This window comes from Micromonospora okii (assembly GCF_020884795.1).
GTDB classification, from domain to species: domain Bacteria; phylum Actinomycetota; class Actinomycetes; order Mycobacteriales; family Micromonosporaceae; genus Micromonospora; species Micromonospora okii.
The window spans coordinates 83,610-103,437 of sequence record NZ_BBZF01000013.1; the positions used below are offsets into that span (position 1 = coordinate 83,610).

At 74.1% G+C, this 19,828-nt stretch carries 18 protein-coding genes and 1 pseudogene; 7 read left to right on the forward strand and 12 right to left on the reverse strand.

Annotation, left to right across the window (positions count from 1 at the left end; genetic code table 11):
* Positions 1-79: 79 nt before the first annotated feature.
* Positions 80-1,294, forward strand: a complete 1,215-nt coding sequence (gene mycP, locus LPU43_RS03370) for a type VII secretion-associated serine protease mycosin (RefSeq protein WP_229398728.1) — start codon at positions 80-82, stop codon at positions 1,292-1,294.
* 129 nt (positions 1,295-1,423) lie between these two features.
* On the opposite strand, the gene LPU43_RS03375 is transcribed toward mycP, so the two are convergent.
* Positions 1,424-1,717: a WXG100 family type VII secretion target gene (locus LPU43_RS03375; RefSeq protein ID WP_229398729.1), complete on the reverse strand. Its 294-nt coding sequence runs from the start codon at positions 1,715-1,717 to the stop codon at positions 1,424-1,426.
* A 25-nt stretch (positions 1,718-1,742) separates the two neighbouring features.
* A complete protein-coding gene (locus LPU43_RS03380) occupies positions 1,743-2,060 on the reverse strand; it encodes a WXG100 family type VII secretion target (protein ID WP_229399310.1) in 318 nt (105 codons plus the stop codon).
* A gap of 199 nt (positions 2,061-2,259) precedes the next feature.
* On the opposite strand from LPU43_RS03380, the pseudogene eccE reads away from it, so the two are divergent.
* The 4 genes and pseudogenes from eccE (at position 2,260) to rarD (ending at position 6,168) form a co-directional block, all read left to right on the forward strand.
* Positions 2,260-4,216: pseudogene (gene eccE / locus LPU43_RS03385) on the forward strand (type VII secretion protein EccE).
* A gap of 62 nt (positions 4,217-4,278) precedes the next feature.
* Positions 4,279-4,665, forward strand: a complete 387-nt coding sequence (locus LPU43_RS03390; protein ID WP_229398731.1) for a phage holin family protein — start codon at positions 4,279-4,281, stop codon at positions 4,663-4,665.
* 70 nt (positions 4,666-4,735) lie between these two features.
* The gene (locus tag LPU43_RS03395) at positions 4,736-5,197 is read left to right on the forward strand and encodes a GNAT family N-acetyltransferase (RefSeq protein ID WP_229399311.1); all 462 of its coding nucleotides are present in this window, start codon (positions 4,736-4,738) and stop codon (positions 5,195-5,197) included.
* Between the two features lie 38 nt (positions 5,198-5,235).
* On the forward strand, positions 5,236-6,168 hold the full coding sequence (gene rarD / locus LPU43_RS03400; RefSeq protein WP_229398732.1) for an EamA family transporter RarD: 933 nt from the start codon (positions 5,236-5,238) through the stop codon (positions 6,166-6,168).
* 25 nt (positions 6,169-6,193) lie between these two features.
* Here the strand turns inward: rarD and LPU43_RS03405 are convergent, their stop codons facing one another.
* Positions 6,194-6,895, reverse strand: coding sequence for an anti-sigma factor family protein (locus LPU43_RS03405; RefSeq protein WP_229398733.1), 702 nt, complete (start codon positions 6,893-6,895; stop codon positions 6,194-6,196).
* On the reverse strand, positions 6,892-7,407 hold the full coding sequence (locus LPU43_RS03410; protein WP_255684276.1) for a sigma-70 family RNA polymerase sigma factor: 516 nt from the start codon (positions 7,405-7,407) through the stop codon (positions 6,892-6,894). The genes LPU43_RS03405 and LPU43_RS03410 overlap by 4 nt, the downstream gene beginning before the upstream one ends.
* A 252-nt stretch (positions 7,408-7,659) precedes the next feature.
* Between LPU43_RS03410 and LPU43_RS03415 the strand changes: the two genes are divergently transcribed.
* A complete protein-coding gene (locus tag LPU43_RS03415; RefSeq protein ID WP_229398734.1) occupies positions 7,660-9,777 on the forward strand; it encodes a PhoX family protein in 2,118 nt (705 codons plus the stop codon).
* A 17-nt stretch (positions 9,778-9,794) separates the two neighbouring features.
* Here the strand turns inward: LPU43_RS03415 and LPU43_RS03420 are convergent, their stop codons facing one another.
* Entirely contained in the window at positions 9,795-10,577 is a 783-nt protein-coding gene (locus LPU43_RS03420) for an IclR family transcriptional regulator (protein ID WP_229398735.1), read from the reverse strand.
* Positions 10,578-10,730: 153 nt separating this feature from the next.
* On the opposite strand from LPU43_RS03420, the gene LPU43_RS03425 reads away from it, so the two are divergent.
* Positions 10,731-11,936, forward strand: a complete 1,206-nt coding sequence (locus LPU43_RS03425) for an MFS transporter (protein ID WP_229398736.1) — start codon at positions 10,731-10,733, stop codon at positions 11,934-11,936.
* A gap of 95 nt (positions 11,937-12,031) precedes the next feature.
* Here LPU43_RS03425 and LPU43_RS03430 read toward each other — a convergent pair whose 3' ends face one another.
* From LPU43_RS03430 to LPU43_RS03460, 7 genes are all read right to left on the reverse strand, one after another.
* Positions 12,032-13,114 carry a polyprenyl synthetase family protein gene (locus tag LPU43_RS03430; protein WP_229398737.1) on the reverse strand — a complete coding sequence of 361 codons (1,083 nt, stop codon included), beginning with the start codon at positions 13,112-13,114 and terminating at the stop codon, positions 12,032-12,034.
* 90 nt (positions 13,115-13,204) lie between these two features.
* A complete protein-coding gene (gene nuoN, locus LPU43_RS03435; protein ID WP_229398738.1) occupies positions 13,205-14,758 on the reverse strand; it encodes an NADH-quinone oxidoreductase subunit NuoN in 1,554 nt (517 codons plus the stop codon).
* Complete coding sequence (locus tag LPU43_RS03440) at positions 14,755-16,290, reverse strand: NADH-quinone oxidoreductase subunit M (protein ID WP_229398739.1); 1,536 nt, start codon at positions 16,288-16,290, stop codon at positions 14,755-14,757. The genes nuoN and LPU43_RS03440 overlap by 4 nt, the downstream gene beginning before the upstream one ends.
* A 64-nt stretch (positions 16,291-16,354) precedes the next feature.
* The gene (gene nuoL, locus LPU43_RS03445; RefSeq protein ID WP_229398740.1) at positions 16,355-18,298 is read right to left on the reverse strand and encodes an NADH-quinone oxidoreductase subunit L; all 1,944 of its coding nucleotides are present in this window, start codon (positions 18,296-18,298) and stop codon (positions 16,355-16,357) included.
* Positions 18,299-18,325: 27 nt separating this feature from the next.
* Complete coding sequence (gene nuoK / locus LPU43_RS03450) at positions 18,326-18,625, reverse strand: NADH-quinone oxidoreductase subunit NuoK (protein ID WP_229398741.1); 300 nt, start codon at positions 18,623-18,625, stop codon at positions 18,326-18,328.
* A 58-nt stretch (positions 18,626-18,683) separates the two neighbouring features.
* Positions 18,684-19,454 (reverse strand): NADH-quinone oxidoreductase subunit J, encoded by a 771-nt coding sequence (locus tag LPU43_RS03455; protein ID WP_229398742.1) that lies wholly within the window; start codon positions 19,452-19,454, stop codon positions 18,684-18,686.
* On the reverse strand, positions 19,451-19,828 hold a 378-nt coding region (locus tag LPU43_RS03460; RefSeq protein WP_229398743.1), incomplete at its 5' end, for a 4Fe-4S binding protein. The genes LPU43_RS03455 and LPU43_RS03460, both read right to left, overlap by 4 nt.

The following is a 19,828-nucleotide window of genomic DNA, read 5'->3' on the forward strand; positions in this document are numbered from 1 at the left end:
CTGGCCGGTGCCGCCCGGCCGGGCGGCCCCGATGCGGATAACATCCTGTTCCGGAGCCGACACCATACGGAGGCGGTCGATGTCCCGGCCCGTCGCGCGCCCCGCCCTCGCCACTGCGGCGGCGGCGCTCCTGGCCGCGCTGCCCGCCCCGGCACACGCGGCCGGCACGCCCCGCGCGGCGCCCGACTGCGCCACCCCGCCCGCGCCGGCCCGTCCGGTCGCGGCCACCCCGTGGGCACAGCAGCGGTACGCCCCCGAGCGCCTCTCCGCGCTCGCGACGGGGGCCGGCGTCACCGTGGCGGTGATCGACTCGGGGGTGGACCGGCGGCACCCGCAACTGGCCGGGCGGGTCGCCCCGGGGGCCGACTTCCTCGACCCGGGCGGCGACGGCGGCGCGGACTGCGCCGGGCACGGCACCGGTGTGGCGAGCATCATCGCGGCCGGGCCGCAGCCCGGGGTGGCGTTCCGGGGCCTCGCCCCCGCCGCGCGCGTCCTGCCCGTACGGGTCAGCGAGCAGCAGGTGGTCTCCGGCCGCGAGTCCGGGCGCACGGTCAGCGCGGCCGACTTCGCGCGGGCGATCCGCTGGGCCGTCGACCACGACGCCGACGTGCTCAACCTCTCCGTCGTGCTGTACGCGGACGACCCGGCCGTCCGGGCGGCGGTCGGCTACGCGGTGGCGCGGGACGTGGTGGTGGTGGCCGCCGCAGGCAACCTGCACGACAGCGGGGACCCCCGCCCGTACCCGGCGGCCTACGAGGGGGTGCTCGGGGTCGGTGCGATCGGCCCCGACGGGCGGCGCGCCGACTTCTCCCAGACCGGCCCGTACGTCGACCTGGTCGCCCCCGGCGGCGAGGTGCTGATGGCCGCCCCGGCCGAGGGGCACCGGCGGGCCGAGGGCACCAGCTACGCCGCCCCGTTCGTGGCGGCCACCGCAGCCCTCGTGCGGCAGTACCGCCCGGAGCTGACCGCCGCGCAGGTGACCGGGCGGCTCCTCGCCACGGCCGACCCGGCCCCGGGCGACGGCGTCGGCGGCGGGTACGGCGCCGGGGTGCTCAACCCGCACCGGGCGGTCGCCGAGACCGGGGCCGGCCCCGGGGGGCGGGAGCGCGCGGCCTGGGCGCTGCCGGCGGAGCGGGCCGATCCGGCGCTGCTGGCCCGGCAGTCCCGCCGCGCGGCGGCCCGGGACCGGTCGCTGGCCGTCGCCGCCGTCACCGGGGCGGCCGTGGCCGGGGCGGCGCTGCTGGCCGTGGTGCTCCCCCGGGGCCTGCGCCGCCGCTGGCGCCCGGCCGACTGAGCGCCGGACACCACGACGGTGGCACCCGGCGGGCCGATGGAGAGCCGGGCGGCGGCACCCGCCGGACCGACCAGCCTCGGCGGCGGCACCCGGCGGACCGACCGGCCGGGGCGCCGCCGCCGGGGCGGCTCACTGGAACAGGTTGGTGTTCCGCTTCTCGGTGTCGAGGTAGTCGGACGCGGAGTCGTCGACGGCGAGCTTGATGTCGCGCAGCATCGCCTGGAGGTCCTGGGAGGCGGAGCGCCAGCGGGCCTGCCGCTGCTCGTACGCCTGCCGGGCCTCGCCGTCCCAGCTCGCCACCAGCGGCGCGGCGTCCCGTTCGAGCTGCCCGAGTTGGCTGTCCAGCGTGTTCAGCGCCCACTGGATGTCGGCGCCGGACTGTTGCAGGGCGGCGAAGTTGACGACCAGCACACCGTGGTCCATCGGATGATCCCCTTTCCGGGAGGTGCTACAGCGGCAACTGGATGCCGCGGTTGGTGCCGGAGACCCGGCTGGCGGCTTCGCTGTCGGATACGTCGTACTGCTGGCCGGCGGTGCGGATGGCGCCCGCGGTCTCCCGCAGCGCCCGGTGCAGCGCCGCCTGGTCCTGCGACCACTGCTGCTTGACCTGCTCGAACGAGCGCCCACCGGCGCCCCGCCACGCCTGCTGCAACACCTCCAACTGGGCCAGCAGGCCGGTCAGCATGGACTGCAGGGACTGGTCGACCTGCTCGAACTTCGCGGCGGTCTGCTGCATGACCGCGGCTTCTGCCTGGGTCTGGGACACCCCGGACGTCACCTCGTCTCCTCGATCGTGGCTGGCCGTCGGGCGCGCCCTCGGCGGACGCGCCGCTCGCCCCGCCCGGCGGAAGGTCTCGGGGGGGGTGGCAGGTCAGCGGGTTCGTCGCTGACGGTAGCGGCCCGGTGGCGGTTCTGCTACCCCGTGACGGTCCCCTGTGGACAACGACGGGCCCCGCCGTGCCGGGGTGGAGTCATACGATGACGCTGCGGCACCGTCCGCACCGACGCCGGGCCCGACCTCGCCCGTCGCCGGGCGAGCGCTGAGGAGACGCGGTGACGGCCAGCACGACCACGGCCCCGGCCACGCATCCGGCCCCGGTAACGCCGGCACACCGACAGCCCCTGCCCGCGCGGTGGATTCCCGCCGCGCGGCGGCCGGCGGCCCGGGTGCGGGCCGGCCAGGTGATCGCCACGCAGGTGGCGGTGGCGCTGGTCGCCGCCGCGACGGGTCGGGGCGCGGCCGTGACGGCGGTCGCCGCGCTGGTGGCCGCGCCGCTGCTGGCCGGCGCCTGGGTGCGGGTCCGGGGCCGGTGGCTGCACTCCTGGCTCGGGGTCGGGGTGGGCCACCTCTGCCGGCGGCGCGCCCTCGCGCCGGGGAGCGGGCCGGGCGCGCTGCTGGATCTGCTCGACCCGGGCGCGGTGGTCCGCGCCGTGGAGCTGGCCGGCGACCCGGCGGCGGTGCTCGACGACGCCGACGGCCTGACCGCCGTGCTGGAGCTCGGCGACCCGGGCGACCCGCTCGGCGACCGCCCCCGGCTCCTGCCCGCGCCGTCGACGCTGCTGCCGCCGCCCGGCCCGGAGCTGCCCCCGCTCCGACTCCAGCTCCTGCTCGTGGGCTCACCCGCGCCGGCCGCCGCCGTCGGCGGCAGCACGGTGGCGACGTCGTACCGGCAGCTCACCGACGGACGGCTGGCCGGCCGCGACTCGGCGCTGCTGGCGGTGCGGGCCCTGCGGGTGGAGGGCTGGAGCGACGAGAGCCTGCGGGCCGCCCTCTCCGGGGTGGTGCGGCGGATCGTGCGCCGACTGGGGCCGGTGGCGGCCCGCCCGCTGGGCGAGCACGCCGCGCTGCGCGTGCTCGGGGAGCTGGCCCACCACTGCGACGGCGAGCCGGTGCTGGAGTCCTGGCCCACGGTGCGGACCGGGGGCCTGCTCCAGGCCACGTTCCGGGTCCGGCTCGGGGCCGGTGCGCGGGCCCACGGGCCGGACACTCGGGTCGACGGCGGGCGGCGGCTGGCGTCCCGGCTGCTCACCCTGCCGGCTGCGGCCACCACGGTCTCGCTCTGCGTGGGCCCGCGCGCCGGCGCCGACGACGCGGCCACGCCGGCCGAGCTGGCCGTACGGCTGGCCGCCTGGGCCCCCGGCGAGCTGTCGGCGGCGGCGCAGGCGTTGCGGCGGCTGGTGGACGACGCGGGCGGCGCGGTCGACCGGCTCGACGGCCAGCAGCTTCCCGCGCTGGCCGGCACGCTGCCGCTGGCGCTCGGCGTGCCGGGGGCAGCCGCCGACCCCGCCACCCTGGACGCGCTGGAGCTACCGGTCGGCGAGGCGGGGCTGATGGTCGGGGCCAACCGGCGGGGCGGGGCCGTGACGATCCGGTTGTTCCGCCCGGAGGGCACCCGGCTGGTGCTGGTGGGCGGCGTGCGCGCAGCCCAGTTGGTGGTTCTGCGGGCGATGGCGCTGGGCGCCCGGGTGGCGGTCCGGACGACGCGTCCGCGCGCGTGGGAGCGGTTCGTCCGGGGCGTCGGCACGCCCGACGGGCCGATTCCGGTGCTGTCGCCGGGTCGGCCGGTGGAGGGCGCGGCCGGTTCGCCGCTGCGGCCGCTGCTGCTCGTGGTGGACGCGGGCGCGCCCCCCGGCGACGACGGCCCCGGGCCGGCCTGGCAGTCCACCCTGGTGGTGCGCGACGACCTCACCCCGGCGGACGCCGACGCGCTGGGCCGCGCCGACCTGGTGGTGCTGCAACCGCTGAGCCCCGGCCAGGCCGCGGTGGCCGGGGCCGCGCTGGGCCTCGGCGGTTCGGCGGAGTGGTTGACCCGCATCCGGGAGGACATGGTGGCGGTGGTCAACCGGCGGGCCCTGCGCTGGGCGCTGCTCCGCCCCACCCCGATCGAGTCGCAGCTCATCGGGGCACCGGGCCGGGGCTGAGCCGCTCGGTGCAGGCCCGCGCGGTTCCCGGCGGTGGCGGCGGCGTGACACCATCCGTGGCCATGGGTCTCCTCACGGGTTCACTGATCCGGCTGGGCAGCACGGCGGTCGCCTTCTGGCTGGCCACCCTGCTCATCCCGGGCATCACGCTCGACACCGCCTCGGCCGGCGAGGCGGTCGTCACGCTGGTCGTCGTCGCGGCCATCTTCGGCGTCGTGAACGCCGTGCTCCAGCCGATCGTCAAGACGGTCGGCTGCGGCTTCTACCTGCTGACCCTGGGCCTGATCGCGCTGGTGGTCAACGGGCTGCTCTTCCTGCTCACGAGCTGGATCGCGGGCGAGGTGGGGCTGCCGTTCCACGTCGACGGCTTCTGGCCCGAGGCGGTGCTCGGCGCGCTCTTCGTCGGCATCGTCACCTGGCTGCTCGGCACCGTCCTCGACCGCGACTGAGCGGGCCCCGGCCACCGGGCGGGAATTGGCCGGCGAACGGACGGGTCGGCGGGGCTAGCGTCGGGGTGTGATCACCCCGGCCCACGCCTTCACCGTGACCCGCGACGACGGTCACCAGCTCAGCACCGACCCGGCCCGACTCGACCTCGGCCTGGTGCACCACTGGCTCTCCACGGACGCCTACTGGGCGCTCGGGCGGGACCGGGAGACCGTCGACCGGGCGTTCGCCGGTTCGCTGCCGTTCGGTGTCTACCGGGCCGGCGACGGCGGCCAGGTCGCGGTGGCCCGGGTGGTCACCGACGGGGCGACGTTCGCCTGGCTCTGCGACGTCTACGTGGACCGCTCCGCGCGGGGCCGGGGGCTGGGCACCTGGCTGGCCGGCGCGGTCCGCGACCATCTGGCCGAGCTGGGGGTACGCCGGATCGTGCTGGCCACCGTCGATGCGCACGACGTGTACGCGAAGGTCGGCTTCGCCCCCGTCGACCCGGGCCGCTGGATGGAGTACGTCGATCGGGTGAGCCAGGTCACCTGAAAGGAACAGATGGCCGCTCCACCCCTTACAGTGGAGCCGTGACCCCGCTCCGCCTCGGATACCTCTACGGCCTCAGCGCGTACCTGCTCTGGGGCTTCTTCCCCCTCTACCTCAAGCTGCTCAAGCCCGCCGGCCCGATGGAGATCCTGGCGCACCGGATCGTCTGGTCGGTGGTCTTCGTCGCGTTGCTGCTCGCCGCGATGCGCAACATCGGCTTCCTGCGGGCGCTGGCGCGGCGGCCCCGGGCGCTGGCCGGGATCGTGCTCGCCGCCGCCCTGGTCGCCGTCAACTGGGGCACCTACATCTATGGCGTGAACTCCGAGCGGGTGGTGGAGACGGCGCTCGGCTACTTCATCAACCCGCTGGTGTCGGTGCTGCTCGGGGTGGGCGTGCTGCGCGAGCGGCTGCGCCCCGGGCAGTGGGTGGCGCTGGGCGTCGGCGCGGGCGCGGTGGCCGTGCTCACCGTCGACTACGGCCGGCTGCCCTGGCTCGCCCTCACCCTGGCGGTCAGCTTCGCCGCGTACGGGCTGGTCAAGAAGCGGCTCGGGCTGCCGGCGGCGGAGGGGCTCTTCGTGGAGTCGGCGGTGCTGGCGCTGCCCGCCCTCGGCTACCTGGGCTGGCTCGCCGCCGACGGCGGGGCCACGTTCGGCCACGTCTCCATCGGGCACACCGCGCTGCTGGTGCTCGCCGGGGCGGCGACGGCGATCCCGCTGCTGTTCTTCGCCGGGGCGGCCAACCGGCTGCCGCTGACCGCGCTGGGCATGCTCCAGTACGTCGCGCCGATCCTCCAGCTCGCCTGCGGCGTGCTCATCTTCCACGAGCCGATGCCCCCGGCCCGTCTGGCGGGCTTCGCCCTGGTCTGGCTGGCCCTGCTGGTCTTCACCGTCGACGCCCTGCGCCACTCCCGCCGTGCCCGCCGCACCCCGGCCCCGGCCGACCTGGCGCTCGCGACCCCCGGTCCGGGCCGCTGACCCGACCCCTCGCCGGGCCGCCCGCTCAGGGGGCGTCGTAGGCGAGGACGGGGGTGCCGTCGGCCCGCAGGAGTTCCAGGCGGACCAGCTCACCGCCGGTGAAGCGGGTGACGCCGGTGAAGCGCACCTCGTCGCCGGGGGCGGCCAGCCAGGAGCCCACCTGCTCGGTCCTCCCGTCCGGGCCGTGCGCCACCAGCCGGAACGTGTACGCCTCGCGGCGACCGCCGCGCCGGTCGTACCCGCAGCGCATGGTGACCTCGGTGCCCCACGCGGTGCCGGCGAGCCGCACCTCGGCGCGCAGCGGCGCCGACCCCGCGACCGGCCGCATGGAGACCATCGGCGGCTGCGGGGTTGGCGTCGGGGTCGCCTCGCCGCCCGACCGGGGACCGGGCACGGCGAGCCCGGCGAGCACCGCCACGACGGCGGCGGCCAGCGCGGCCGGAACGTACCGGCGGCGGGTGGCCCACCGCTCGCGGCGTCGGCGCCTGCGGTCCTCGGCGGGCGGCACGGGCACCCGGTCGGCGGCGGCGGGCCTCGGCCCCAGGAGCCGCTTCAGCCCGGCCGGATCGAGCCGACCCAACAGCCCGGGCAGCGCCGCGACCTCGGCCACCGCCTCCCGGCAGCAGGCGCAGCCGGCCAGGTGCCGCTCGTAGGCGGCCCGCTCGGCGGGGGCGAGCGCCCCTAGCACGTACGCGCCGTCGTCGTGCGCGAACTCGCAGCGGGTCATTCGGTCACCCCCATCTCCGCCAGCACCAACCGTAGTGAGCGCAGCGCATAGTGGGTGCGGGACTTCACCGTCCCCGCCGGCACGCCCAGCCGGGCCGCCACCTCCGCCACCGACCGCCCCTGGTAGAAGCACTCGACCAGGACCTCCCGGTGGGCCGAGCTGAGCCGGTCCAGCGCCTCGGCGACCGTCCACGCCTGCACCGCCCGTTCCGCCTCGTCGACCGCCTCCGGGGGCTCCGGCAGCTCGTCGGTGTAGACCTCGCCGACCCGCGTGGAGCGTCGCCGCCAGGCGTCGATGGCCAGGTTCCGGGCGGTGGTGAACAGCCACGCCCGCACCGAGCCCCGCGTCGGGTCCAGCGACTCCGGGTGCCGCCACGCCCGCAGCAACGTCTCCTGCACCAGGTCCTCGGCCCGCGTCCGGTCGCCGTTGACCAGCCGCAGGGCGTGCGCGTGCAGCGCGTCGGCGTGCTCGTCGTGCAACGTGCGCAGCAGTCGCGCGTCGTGGTCGCTGATGGCGGCCTCCTCGTCGCGTCGCGGAGTCGAGCGGTTCCACAGTCGGGCAGCGCGTGCGTCCGCCCGGTAAGCACGCCCGGCGCCCTCGACCGGTTCAACGCCGGATCACCCCGGGCGCGCCCGGAAAAGGTGTTCACACCCGGTTCACGTCCGGGCCGATCCGCGCTCACCGCGTCGGCCTAGCGTCCGCCGGGTATGCACGTCGGGCGACGGTCCCGGCGGGCCCCCAACTCTTCCAGGAGGCACCTCCCGATGAGCGACCGTCCCCGGCTGCTTCCCCTGCTGAGCGCCACCCGCCACGGCAGCCGCGACGTCATGACCTGCCGGTACCGGTGTGGCAACGCCTGCGACCACCCGGTGCCCAACATCTCCGACAACCCGTACCTGGGCGACGTGGTGAACGCCGAGGTGTCCCGGCGCGGGGTGGTCCGGGCCGGCGCGGTGGGCGCGCTCGTCCTCGGCTTCGGCGGCGCGCTGGCCGGGACGGGCGCCGCCTCCGCCGCGCCGGGCGCTCCGGACGCCGCCCCGACCGCCGCCGGCTTCGGCCGCCCACCGGGCGGCGTGGGCAGCGGGGCGCTGACCTTCACACCGATCCCGCCGAACCGGCTCGACACGCTGGTGGTCCCCAACGGGTACGACCACGCGGTGGTGATCCGCTGGGGCGACCCGGTGGTGCCGGGCGCGCCGGCCTTCGACGTGCGCGCGCAGACCTCTGCCAAGCAGGCGACCCAGTTCGGCTACAACAACGACTTCGTGGGGGTGCTGCCGCTGGACGAGCGGGGACGGCGGGCGCTGCTCGTGGTCAACCACGAGTACACCAACGAGGAGCTGATGTTCCCCGGCTTCGCCGGTCTCGACGCGCTCACCGTCGAGCAGGTGCGCGTGGCCATGGCGGCGCACGGCATGAGCGTGGTCGAGCTGGAGCGGGTCGACGGCACCGGGCGGTGGCGGCCCGTCTCCGGCGGCCGGCGGCCGTACAACCGGCGGGTCACCGCGCTGTCCACGACGTTCGAGCTGACCGGCCCCGCCGCCGGTTGCGCGTGGCTGCGCACCGCCGCCGACCCCCTGGGCCGCACGGTGGTCGGCACGCTGAACAACTGCGCGGGCGGCGTCACCCCGTGGGGGACGGTGCTCTCCGGCGAGGAGAACTTCAACCAGTACTTCGTCGGCGGCGACGCCGCGCCGGAGGAGCTGCGGCCGAGGCTGGCCCGGTACGGCATCGACACCACGCGGCGGTACCCCGTCGGCAGCCGTCGCTGGGACCGCGCCGACGAGCGCTTCGACCTGGCGAGGCACCCGAACGAGGCGCACCGCTTCGGCTGGGTGGTGGAGATCGACCCGTACGACCCGCGCAGCCGGCCGCGCAAGCACACCGCCCTGGGCCGGTTCAAGCACGAGGGCGCGAACGTGATCATCTCGCGCGGCGGCCGGGCGGTGGCGTACATGGGCGACGACGAGCGGTTCGACTACCTGTACAAGTTCGTCTCGGACCGGAGGTTCGTGCCCGGCGGGTCGCGGGCCGCCCGCCGCCACAACCTGACCCTGCTGGAGTCCGGCACCCTCTACGTGGCACAGCTCGAAGGCAACTCGGCCGCCGAGATCGACGGCTCGGGGCGGCTGCCGTCCGACGGGGCGTTCGACGGCCGGGGCCGCTGGATCAGGCTGGTCAGCGGCGACCGTTCGTACGTCACGGGGATGACCGCCGCAGACGTGCTCACCTTCACCCGGCTGGCCGCCGACCAGGTCGGGGCGACCAAGATGGACCGCCCGGAGGACGTCGAGCCGAGCCCGCTCACCGGCAAGGTCTACGTGGCACTGACCAACAACGGCGACCGGGGCAAGGCGAACAAGGCGGCGGCCGACGAGGCCAACCCGCGCAACCTCAACAAGCACGGTCAGGTGCTGGAGCTGGTCGAGGACGGCGACGACAACGCGGCCGAGACCTTCGCCTGGTCGCTGCCGATCGTCTGCGGCGACCCGGCCGACCCGTCGACCCACTTCGCCGGGTACGACAGGACGAAGGTCTCCCCGATCTCCTGCCCGGACAACGTCGCCTTCGACGCCACCGGCAACCTCTGGATCTCCACCGACGGCAACGCGCTGGGCGGCAACGACGGCCTCTTCGCCACCGCCGTCGAGGGCCCCGAGCGGGGGCACCTCAAGCAGTTCCTGACCGTGCCGCTCGGCGCGGAGACCTGCGGCCCGTTCATCACCGGCGACAACCGCTCGGTGTTCGTGGCGGTGCAGCACCCCGGCGAGGTCACCGGGGCGACCGTGGAGAACCCGGCGTCGACGTGGCCGGACGGCGACCACGCCAAGCCCGGCGTGGTGGTCGCCTGGCGGCTCGACGGCGGGCCGATCGGGCGCTGACCGGCATCGACAGCCCGTCAGCCTTCGGCGGCGGCGGCGTCGGCTATCGCGCGGGCGGCGGTGAGCAGCTTGGCCCGGACCACCCGGGCGGAGGTCATCATCTCGCCCGCCGGTAGCGCGCAGGCCAGCACGACCCGCCGTTCCATGTCCTTGTCCGGTGTGACCAGCACCGCGGCGCAGGCCACCCCCTGCCGGAACTGGCCCAGTTCGAGCTGCATCCCCCGCCGGTCGCCGGCCACCACGTCCGCCTCCAGCGCCTCCGGGGTGGTCAGGGTGGCGCTGGTGAACGGGCGCATGCCGTAGTCCCGCAGGTAGCGGAAGCGCTGCTCGACGGTGAGGGTCGCCAGCAGGGCCTTGCCGAGCGCGGTCGCGTGGGCGCCCTCGTCGAAGCCCGGGACCAGATCCTCCAGGTACGGCGAGCGGTGCCCCTCGGCGACCGCCGTGATCGCCACCTGGCCCCCGACGAACCGGCCGAGGTAGTGGCTGTAGCCGGTGTCCAGGGCGGCCCGCCGCAGGCACTCGCCCACCGGCGCGGGCCCCCGGAACGCGGTGACCAGCTCCCGGTACCGGTCGGCGATCTCCAGCCCGACGATGTACGTGCCGTCCTCCCGGCGGATCACGTAACCCTCGTAGGCCAGCGTGCGGACCAGGTGGTACGTCGTCGCGACGGTCAGCTCGCAGCGCCGCGCGATCTGCTTGACGGTCAGGCCCTTCGAGGCACGGCCGACCGATTCGAGCACGCGTAGCGCGCGGGACACGCTCCGGATGAGGTCCGAAGGTTCCGCCAGGGGGTCGCGCACAACCACCTCCGCCGCCGGGGCTTACACCATATGAAAAACAGGCGCTCGGCGAAATGCCTGTTGGGATCGACGACGCCAGATCATCGTAAACGGTCGGTGCCCCGAGCGACACGATGAGTTGTCCGAGCCGGGCTCGCGTAGGTTTGCGGCACCATGAGCAGCACCGTCTCCGACCCCGCCCCCGCCCCGCGGGCCGCCGAGCGTCGCCCCCTGCGGGCCGGCGCGGGGGCCGTCGCCACCACCGTCGCCTGCGTCCTGCCCGTCTTCCTCGTCGGCGGCCTCGCCGTGCAGATGGGCGAGGACCTCGGCTTCTCCCCGGCCGGGCTGGGGCTCGCCGTCTCCGTCTACTTCGGCGTCAGCGCGCTCGCCTCGGTGCCCTCCGGCGCCCTCGTGGAGCGGCTCGACCCGGCCACGGTGGCCCGCGCCGGCATCCTGCTCTCCGCCGGGTCCATGCTGGCCGTGGCGACGCTGGCCCGCTCGTACCCGGTACTGGTCGGGCTCCTCGCCCTCGGCGCCGCCGCCAACGCCCTGGGGCAGCTCGCCAGCAACGCCACGCTGGTCCGGCACGTGCCGCCGCGCCGGCAGGGGCTCTCGTTCGGGGTGAAGCAGGCGGCGGTCCCGCTCTCCACCCTGCTGGCCGGGCTGGCGGTGCCGACCGTCGCGGTGACCGCCGGCTGGCGGTGGGCCTTCGTCGCGGGCGCGGTCGCCGGGCTGGCCGCCCTGCCGGCCGTACCCGGGCGGGAGGACGGCCCCGCGCGGCCCGCCGGGGCCCGACGGGCCGGCGGGGCCACCTGGGCGCTGGTGGTGGTCGGGGTGGCCGCGACGCTCGCGGCTGCCGCCGCGAACGCCCTGGGCACCTTCCTGGTCGACTCCGCCGCCGGCCGGGGGCTGTCGCCGAGCCTGGCCGGGCTGACCCTCACCCTCGGCAGCGTGGTCTGCGTGGCCGCCCGGGTCGGTTTCGGCTGGCTCGCCGACCGCCGGGACGGGGGCCACGTGGCGCTCGTCGCCGGGATGCTCGCCGTCGGCGCCGTCGGGGTGGTCCTGCTCGCCCTGGGCGGCACGCTGCCGCTGGTGGCGGGCGTGGTGCTCGGGTTCGGCCTGGGTTGGGCCTGGCCCGGCCTGATGACCTTCGCGGTGGCCCGGCTGCACCCGCGGGCCCCGGCCGCCGCCACCTCGATCACCCAGACCGGCGTGTACGCGGGCGGCTGCCTCGGGCCCCTGGCCCTGGGCGCGACGGCCGAGGCCTTCGGCTACCCCACGATGTGGCTGGCGGCTGCGGCGGCCATGCTCCTGGCGTCCGCCCTCATGCTCACGGCCGCCCGCCTTCTGACTGCCCCCACCCCGACCCCGACCCGTTGATCATGGAGTTGGCGGCGCTTTCGGAGATCGACGGTGCCGCCAACTCCATGATCGACGGGGAGGGCGGCCGGGGAGAGCGGCCAGGCGGGGCGCGGTCAGCTCGTGCGGTCGGCGATGTAGTCGCAGAGGGATTCCAGGGCCCGCCGGGACGGGGTCTCGGGGAGCGGGGAGAGCTGCTGCCTCGCGTCCTCGGCGTACGTGCGGACCGTCTCCCGGGCGCGCTTCAGGGCCGGGGACTCGCGGAGCAGGCCGAGGGCCTCGGCGTGCAGGGCGTCGTCGACCAGCGGGCCGGTGGCCAGGAGCTCCCGCAGCCGCACGCTGGCGGCGTCCGAGTCGTCCGAGGCGAGCGCGTAGAGCACCGGCAGGGTCGGCACACCCTCGCGCAGGTCGGTGCCGGGGGTCTTGCCCGACTGCGCCGACTCGCTGGCGATGTCGAGCAGGTCGTCGGAGAGCTGGAAGGCGACGCCGATGGTCTCGCCGTACCCGGCCAGGGCCTCAGTGTGCGCGGCGGACGCCCCGCCGAACATGCCCCCGAAACGGGCCGAGGTGGCGATCAGCGAGCCGGTCTTCTCGGCGATGACGTGCAGGTAGTGGGCGACCGGGTCCTGCCCGTCGCGGGGGCCCACCGTCTCGGCGATCTGGCCGTGCACCAGCCGGGCGAACGTGCGCGCCTGCAACCGCACCGCCTCGGTGCCCAGGTCCGCCGCGATGTCCGCGGCGCGGGCGAAGAGGTAGTCGCCGACCAGGATCGCCACGGAGTTCGTCCAGCGCGAGTTGGCGCTCGGCGCGCCCCGTCGCACGGCGGCCTCGTCCATCACGTCGTCGTGGTAGAGCGTCGCCAGGTGGGTGAGCTCCATCACCACCGCGGCGGGGACGACCAGCGGGCCCGTCGGGTCACCGAACTGGGCACCCAGCGCGACCAGCAGCGGGCGGAACCGCTTCCCGCCGGCCTCCACGAGGTGCCGGGCGGCCTCGGTCACCAGCGGGTCGGCGCTGGCCACGCTGGCCCGCAGCTCGGCCTCGACGGACTCCAGCAGACCCAGCACGGACGCCTCGACGCGGGAATCGGCCAGGTAGAGGCCGAGCGCGCCGAACTGACCCGTGCCCTGCCGGCCCCGCCGAGCGGAGCCGGTGGCACCTGAACGCTCGCCAGCGGGAATCACCACGCTATCCACCATGCCACACCCGTTCGACCTGCTCCGGACGGGGGATACGGCGACGGGGCCGGTCCGCGACAGCGGGCCGGCCCCGTCGTGGGGATACGTCGGTCATCGCACGAATTCGGCGGCACCGTTCGCGAGATCGAGCAGCGGACCCGGGACCACGCCCAGCACCAACGTGGCCAGCACGCCGATCATGAGCGCCGCCGAGGTGAGCCCGCCCGGCACGGTCACCGTGGGGGTGGAGTCCCCCGGCTCGGACAGCCACATCATCACCACGACCCGCAGGTACGGGAACGCCAGCACCATGCTGGTCAGCACGCCGGCCACCACCAGCCACGCCTGGTCGGCGTCCAGGGCCGGGGCGAAGACGGCGAACTTGCTCATGAACCCGCTGGTCAGCGGGATACCGGCGAAGGCCAGCAGGAGGAACGTGAAGATCGCGGCGAAGAACGGCGAACGCCGGCCCAGCCCCGCCCAACGGGACAGGTGGGTGGCCTCCCCGTCGGCGTCCCGCACCAGGGTCACCACCGCGAACGCGGCGAGCACCGAGAAGCCGTAGGCGACCAGGTAGAACATCGTGCCGGCCAGGCCGTCCTTGCTGGGCGCGAGGACGCCGACCAGCAGGTACCCGGCGTTGGCGATCGACGAGTACGCCAGCAGCCGCTTGATGTCGGTCTGGGTGACCGCCAGCACCGCGCCGACCAGCATGGTCAGCACCGCCACCGCGCCGAGGACCGGGGTGAAGTCCCACGCCGCCCCGGAGAACGCGACGTGGAAGACCCGCAGCAGCGCGCCGAACGCGGCAACCTTCGTGCAGGCCGCCATGAAGCCGGTGACCGGCGTCGGCGCCCCCTGGTAGACGTCCGGGGTCCAGACGTGGAACGGGGCGGCGGCGGCCTTGAACAGCAGGCCGATGGCGATCAGCGCCATGCCGCCGAAGAGCAGCACCTCGCTGGCCGGCGACTCGGTGACCGCCGCGTGGACGGTGGCGAAGTCGACGCCGGCCGACCGGCCCGGGATGCCCGAGGTGAAGCCGTACACCAGGGCCACGCCGAAGAGGAAGAACGCCGAGGCGTACGCGCCGAGCATGAAGTACTTCATGGCCGCCTCCTGGCTCAGCAGCCGCCGGCGGCGGGCCAGCGCGCAGAGCAGGTAGAGCGGCAGGGAGAAGACCTCCAGGGCGATGAACATGGTCAGCAGGTCGTTCGCCGCCACGAAGATCAGCATTCCGCCGATCGCGAAGGAGGTCAGCGGGTAGACCTCGGTGGCCCCGTTGCTCCCCTCGGCCTGCCGCCGGTCGTCGGCCGACTCGGCGGTGACGGCGGCCTGGGCGACGAACGCCCCGCCCCGCTCCACCGAGCGCTCGCCGATCAGCAGCAGCGCCATCGCGGCGAGGACCAGGATCGCGCCCTGGAGGAACAGGGTGGGCCCGTCCACGGCGATGGCCCCGCCCGCGGTGAGCAGCCGGTCGTCGGCGTTGAGGATCACCATCACCAGCGCGGCGAGCACCGCCAGCAGCGCCAGGCTGAGCTGCACCAGGTGCCGCCGCCTGCGGGGCACGAAGGCCTCGACCAGCACGCCCAGCAGGGCGGTGCCGAGCATGATCAGGATCGGAGCGAGCGCCGCGTAGTCGATCGACGGCAACTTCAGCTCGGTCATTTCGCGGCCTCCTGGACGACGCCGCCGACCTCAGGGGCGGGATCCGTCTTCCCGACGTCCTGCATGGTCGCCTGGACGGCGGGGTTGATGACATCGGTGACCGGCTTGGGGTAGAAGCCGAGCAGCACGATCAGCGCGATCAGCGGGGCGACCACGGCCTTCTCGCGCAGGTTGAGGTCGCGGCGCATCGGCTCGATCTCGGCCAGGGCCGGGTTGAGCGTGCCCTGGGTGGTGCGCTGCACCATCCACAGCACGTACGCGGCGGCCAGGATGATGCCGAGCGTCGAGATCACCGCGACCGGCTTGTTCACCGTGAACGTGCCGATCAGCACCAGGAACTCGGAGACGAACGGCGCGGTGCCGGGCAGGGCCAGCGAGGCCAGGCCGGCGAAGAAGAGCACCCCGGCCAGCAGCGGCACGAGCTTGCCCGCGCCGCCGAAGTCGCTGATCAGGGCCGAGCCGCGCCGGGCCACCAGCATCCCCACCACCAGGAAGAGCAGGCCGGTGGCGAGGCCGTGGTTGAGCATGTAGAGCACCGCGCCCGTGCCGGCCTGGGTGGTGAAGGCGAAGATGCCGACCCCGATGAAGCCGAAGTGCGCGATCGAGGTGTACGACACCAGGCGCTTCAGGTCGTTCTGCCCGACCGCCAGCAGCGCCGCGTAGATGATGCCGATGACCCCGAGCGCCAGCGCCCACGGCGCGAACCACTTCGACGCCTCCGGGAACAGCGGCAGGCAGTACCGCAGGATGCCGAAGGTGCCGACCTTGTCGAGCACGCCGACGAGTAGCGCGGCCGCCCCGGCCGGGGCGGCGCCACCGGCGTCCGGCAGCCAGGTGTGGAACGGGAAGAACGGCGCCTTGATCGCGAAGGCGAGGAAGAAGCCGAGGAACAGCCAGCGCTCAGTGCCGGTGGAGATGTCCACCTGGGTCAGCGCCTGCCAGTCGAAGGTCTTCCCGCCGACGACCCAGAGGCCGATCACGGCAGCGAGCATGAACAGGCCGCCGACCAGCGAGTAGAGGAAGAACTTCACCGCCGCGTACTGCCGCTGGTGGCCGCCGTAGCTGCCGATGAGGAAGTACATCGGCACCAGCATGACCTCGAAGAACACGTAGAACAGGAACACGTCGGCGGCGGCGAAGACGCCGATCATCGTGCACTCGAGGACGAGCAGCAGGGCGAAGTAGGTCGGCACCGAGCGCTTCGACGCCTCCGCGTCGTGCCAGGACGCCAGGATCACCAGCGGCACCAGCACCGCGATCAGCATCAGCATCACCAGCGCGATGCCGTCGGCGGCGAAGGTGAACCGGGCGTCCCACTGGGGGATCCAGGAGTACGACTCGCGGAACTGGAGCCGGTCACCGTCGACCTTGAAGGCGACCCACATGACCACCGCCAGGGCCAGCACCAGCAGCGACCACCCGAAGGCCACCTGCTTGGCCAGCTCCGGCCGGCGGCGCGGCAGGACGGCCACGACCAGCGCGCCGACCAGCGGCGCCACGGTCAGCACCGAGAGGAACGGGAAGTTGGACATTATGCGGCCTTACCTCCGTCGTCACTGCGTGGTCCGCCGGCGGGGGCGGCCGTAGAGAGGTCGATCACGCCAGCCACCCCGCCTGCACGGCCAGGAATGCCGCCACCACCAGCAGCGCGCCGGTCAGGATGGAGGTCGCGTACGACCGCACGAAGCCGGTCTGCAGCCGCCGGAGCCGACCCGAGCCCCCGCCCACGGCGGCGGCCAGGCCGTTGACCAGCCCGTCGACGCCCCGGTTGTCGAGGAAGACCAGCGCCCGGGTGAGGAAGACCCCCGGCTTCTCGAAGACCGCCTCGTTGAAGGCGTCCGTGTAGAGGTTGCGCCGGGCGGCGGTGACCAGCACCCCGGCTGGCTGCGGCTCGGTGGCCGTGCCGCCGCGGAACAGGAACCAGGCGAGCCCGGCCCCGGCGACCGTGACGACCAGGGACAGCACCGTGATCACCGAGTGCGACAGCACCGCCTCGTGCCCCTCGCCGGCCTCGCCGAGCACCGGCGTCAGCCAGGAGGCCAGGCCGTCGTCCCACGCCATCAGGCCACCGGCGATCACCGAGCCGATCGCGAGCAGGATCAGCGGGATCGTCATCAGCTTCGGCGACTCGTGCGGGTGCTCGATGTCCTCGGTCCACCGCTTCGGGCCGTGGAACGTGAGCACGAACAGCCGGGTCATGTAGAACGCGGTGAGCCCGGCGCCGAGCAGCGCGGCCCCGCCGAACAGCCAGGCCGTCCAGTCCTCCCGCGCGAAGGCCGCCGCGATGATCGGCTCCTTCGAGAAGTACCCGGACAGCGGCGGGATGCCGATGATGGCGAGCCAGCCCATCATGAAGGTCAGCCAGGTGATCTTCATGTGCTTCGACAGCCCGCCGAAGCGGCGGATGTCCACCTGGTCCTTCATCCCGTGCATGACCGAGCCCGCGCCGAGGAACATGTTGGCCTTGAAGAAGCCGTGCGCGAGCAGGTGGATGATCGCCAGGGCGTACGCCCCGCCGCCGAGGCCCACGCCGAGGAACATGTAGCCGATCTGGCTCACCGTCGACCAGGCGAGCACCCGCTTGATGTCGTCCTTGGCCGCGCCGATGACGCAGCCGAGCAGCAGGGTCAGCGCGCCGACGCTGACCACCACGAGCTGGAGCGTCGAGTTGGCCGAGAAGACCGGGTTCGACCGGGCGATCAGGTAGACGCCCGCGGTGACCATGGTGGCCGCGTGGATGAGCGCCGACACCGGGGTCGGGCCCTCCATCGCGTCCGGCAGCCACGCCTGGAGCGGGAACTGGCCGGACTTGCCGGCCGCGCCGAGCAGCAGCAGCAGGCCGAGCACCAGCACCGTGGTCGCGGTCAGCGAGCCGACGCCGTTGAACACCTCGTCGTACTGGGTGGTGCCCAGGTTGGCGAACATGATGAAGATGCCGATGGCCAGGCCGGCGTCGCCGACCCGGTTCATCAGGAACGCCTTCTTGCCGGCGGTGGCCGCGCTCGGCCGGCCGTACCAGAAGGAGATCAGCAGGTACGACGCCAGGCCGACGCCCTCCCAGCCGAAGTACAGCATCACGTAGTTGTTGCCGAGCACCAGCAGGAGCATCGCGGCGACGAAGAGGTTGAAGTAGGCGAAGAACCTCCGCCGGCCCCCGTCGTGCGACATGTACTCCACCGCGTACAGGTGGATCAGGAAACCCACCCCGGTGATCAGCAGGACGAAGACCGCAGCCAGCGGGTCGAACAGCAGGCCGAAGTCCACGTGGAAGTCGCCGACGGCGATGAAGTCCCACAGGCTCAGCTCGGCCGACTTGTTGTCGAGGCCGCGAAGCTGGAAGAAGTAGGTCAGGCCGAGCACGAAGGAGGCACCGATCGCGGCCACTCCGAGCCAGTGCCCCCACCGGTCGGCCCGCCGGCCGAGCAGCAACAGGATCGCCGCGCTGGCCAGCGGGATCGCCACCAGCAGCCAGAAGCTGCCCAGCAGCCCCTCCGCAGGGGCATAGGTGACGGCACCTGCCGGCTCAGCCGGGGCGTTCATCAGAATCTCTCCCACCGCAGGGCCCCTCTAGTACTTCAGCAGGTTGGCGTCGTCGACGCTCGCGGAGCGCCGGGTCCGGAAGATGGCCATGATGATCGCGAGGCCGACCACGACCTCGGCCGCGGCCACCACCATCACGAAGAACGACATGATCTGGCCGTTCAGGTCGCCGTTGATCCGGCTGAACGTGACCAGGGTCAGGTTGGCCGCGTTCAACATCAGCTCGACGCACATGAACAGCACGATCGCGTTGCGCCGGATGAGCACCCCGACCGCGCCGATGGTGAACAACACCGCCGCGAGCACGAGGTAGTAGTCCGGGGTCATGGCTGAGCCACCCTTTCGTTCGCGACTGCGGGGCTCCGCTCCGCTGCACTCCTCGGGCTCACTGGTCCGTCCCCTTCAGCGAGGTCTCCTCAGCCGTCAGCTCCCGGACCGGCAAGATCTCGGGGATGCTGCGCTCGGACAGCCGGCCGTCGGGCAGGCGGGCCGGGGTGGCCACCGAGGAGGAGGTGGCGAAGACGCCCGGTCCGGGCTTCGGGCCGGGGTAGTTGCCCGGGGCGAAGCGGGCCTTCATCGTGGCGACCTGGTCCATCTTGTCGGCCTTGCGCCGCTCGACGTGCGCCAGCACCATCGCGCCCACCGCCGCCGTGATCAGCAGCGCCGAGGTCAGCTCGAAGGCGAAGACGTACTTGGTGAACAGCAGCCGGGCGATGCCCTGCACGTTCCCCTCGGCGTTGGCCTGCTCCAGGCCGACCGCCGGGACGCCGTCGAGCGCCCGGTAGAGGCCGCCGCCGACCAGGCCGGCGAAGCCGACGCCGAGCAGCACCGCGGCGACCCGCTGGCCGCGCAGCGTCTCGATCAGCGAGTCCGAGGAGTCCCGGCCGACCAGCATCAGCACGAACAGGAAGAGCATCATGATCGCGCCGGTGTAGACGATGATCTGCACCATGCCGATGAACGGCCCGGCCTGCAGGACGTAGAACACGCCCAGGCAGAGCATGGTCAGCACCAGCCAGAGCGCCGAGTGCACGGCGTTCCGGGCGACGACCATGCCGATCGCGCCGATCAGCGCCAGCGGGGCGAGGATCCAGAAGGTGACCTCCTCGCCCCCGGAGACCCCGCCCGCCGCGGCGAGCACCGTCTGCGTGGTCATGCCTTCTCTCCCTTGCCCGCCGCCGCCCGCTGGGCGTGCTGCTCGGCGCCGGGGAAGGTCACCCCGGGGTGCTCCTCGACCTGGTAGCGGCCCGGGCTGTTCGCCGCGTGCTCGGCCCCGGCCGAGGTGCCGGGGTTGGTCAGCGCGCCGACGTAGTAGTCCTTCTCGCTGTCGCCGAGCCGCATCGGGTGCGGCGGCTGCTCCATGCCCGGCAGCAGCGGCGCGAGCAGCTGCTCCTTCGTGAAGATCAGGTCCTGCCGGTTGTCGCGCGCCAGCTCGTACTCGTTGCTCATGGTGAGCGACCGGGTCGGGCAGGCCTCGATGCAGAGCCCGCAGAAGATGCAGCGGGCGTAGTTGATCTGGTAGATGGACGC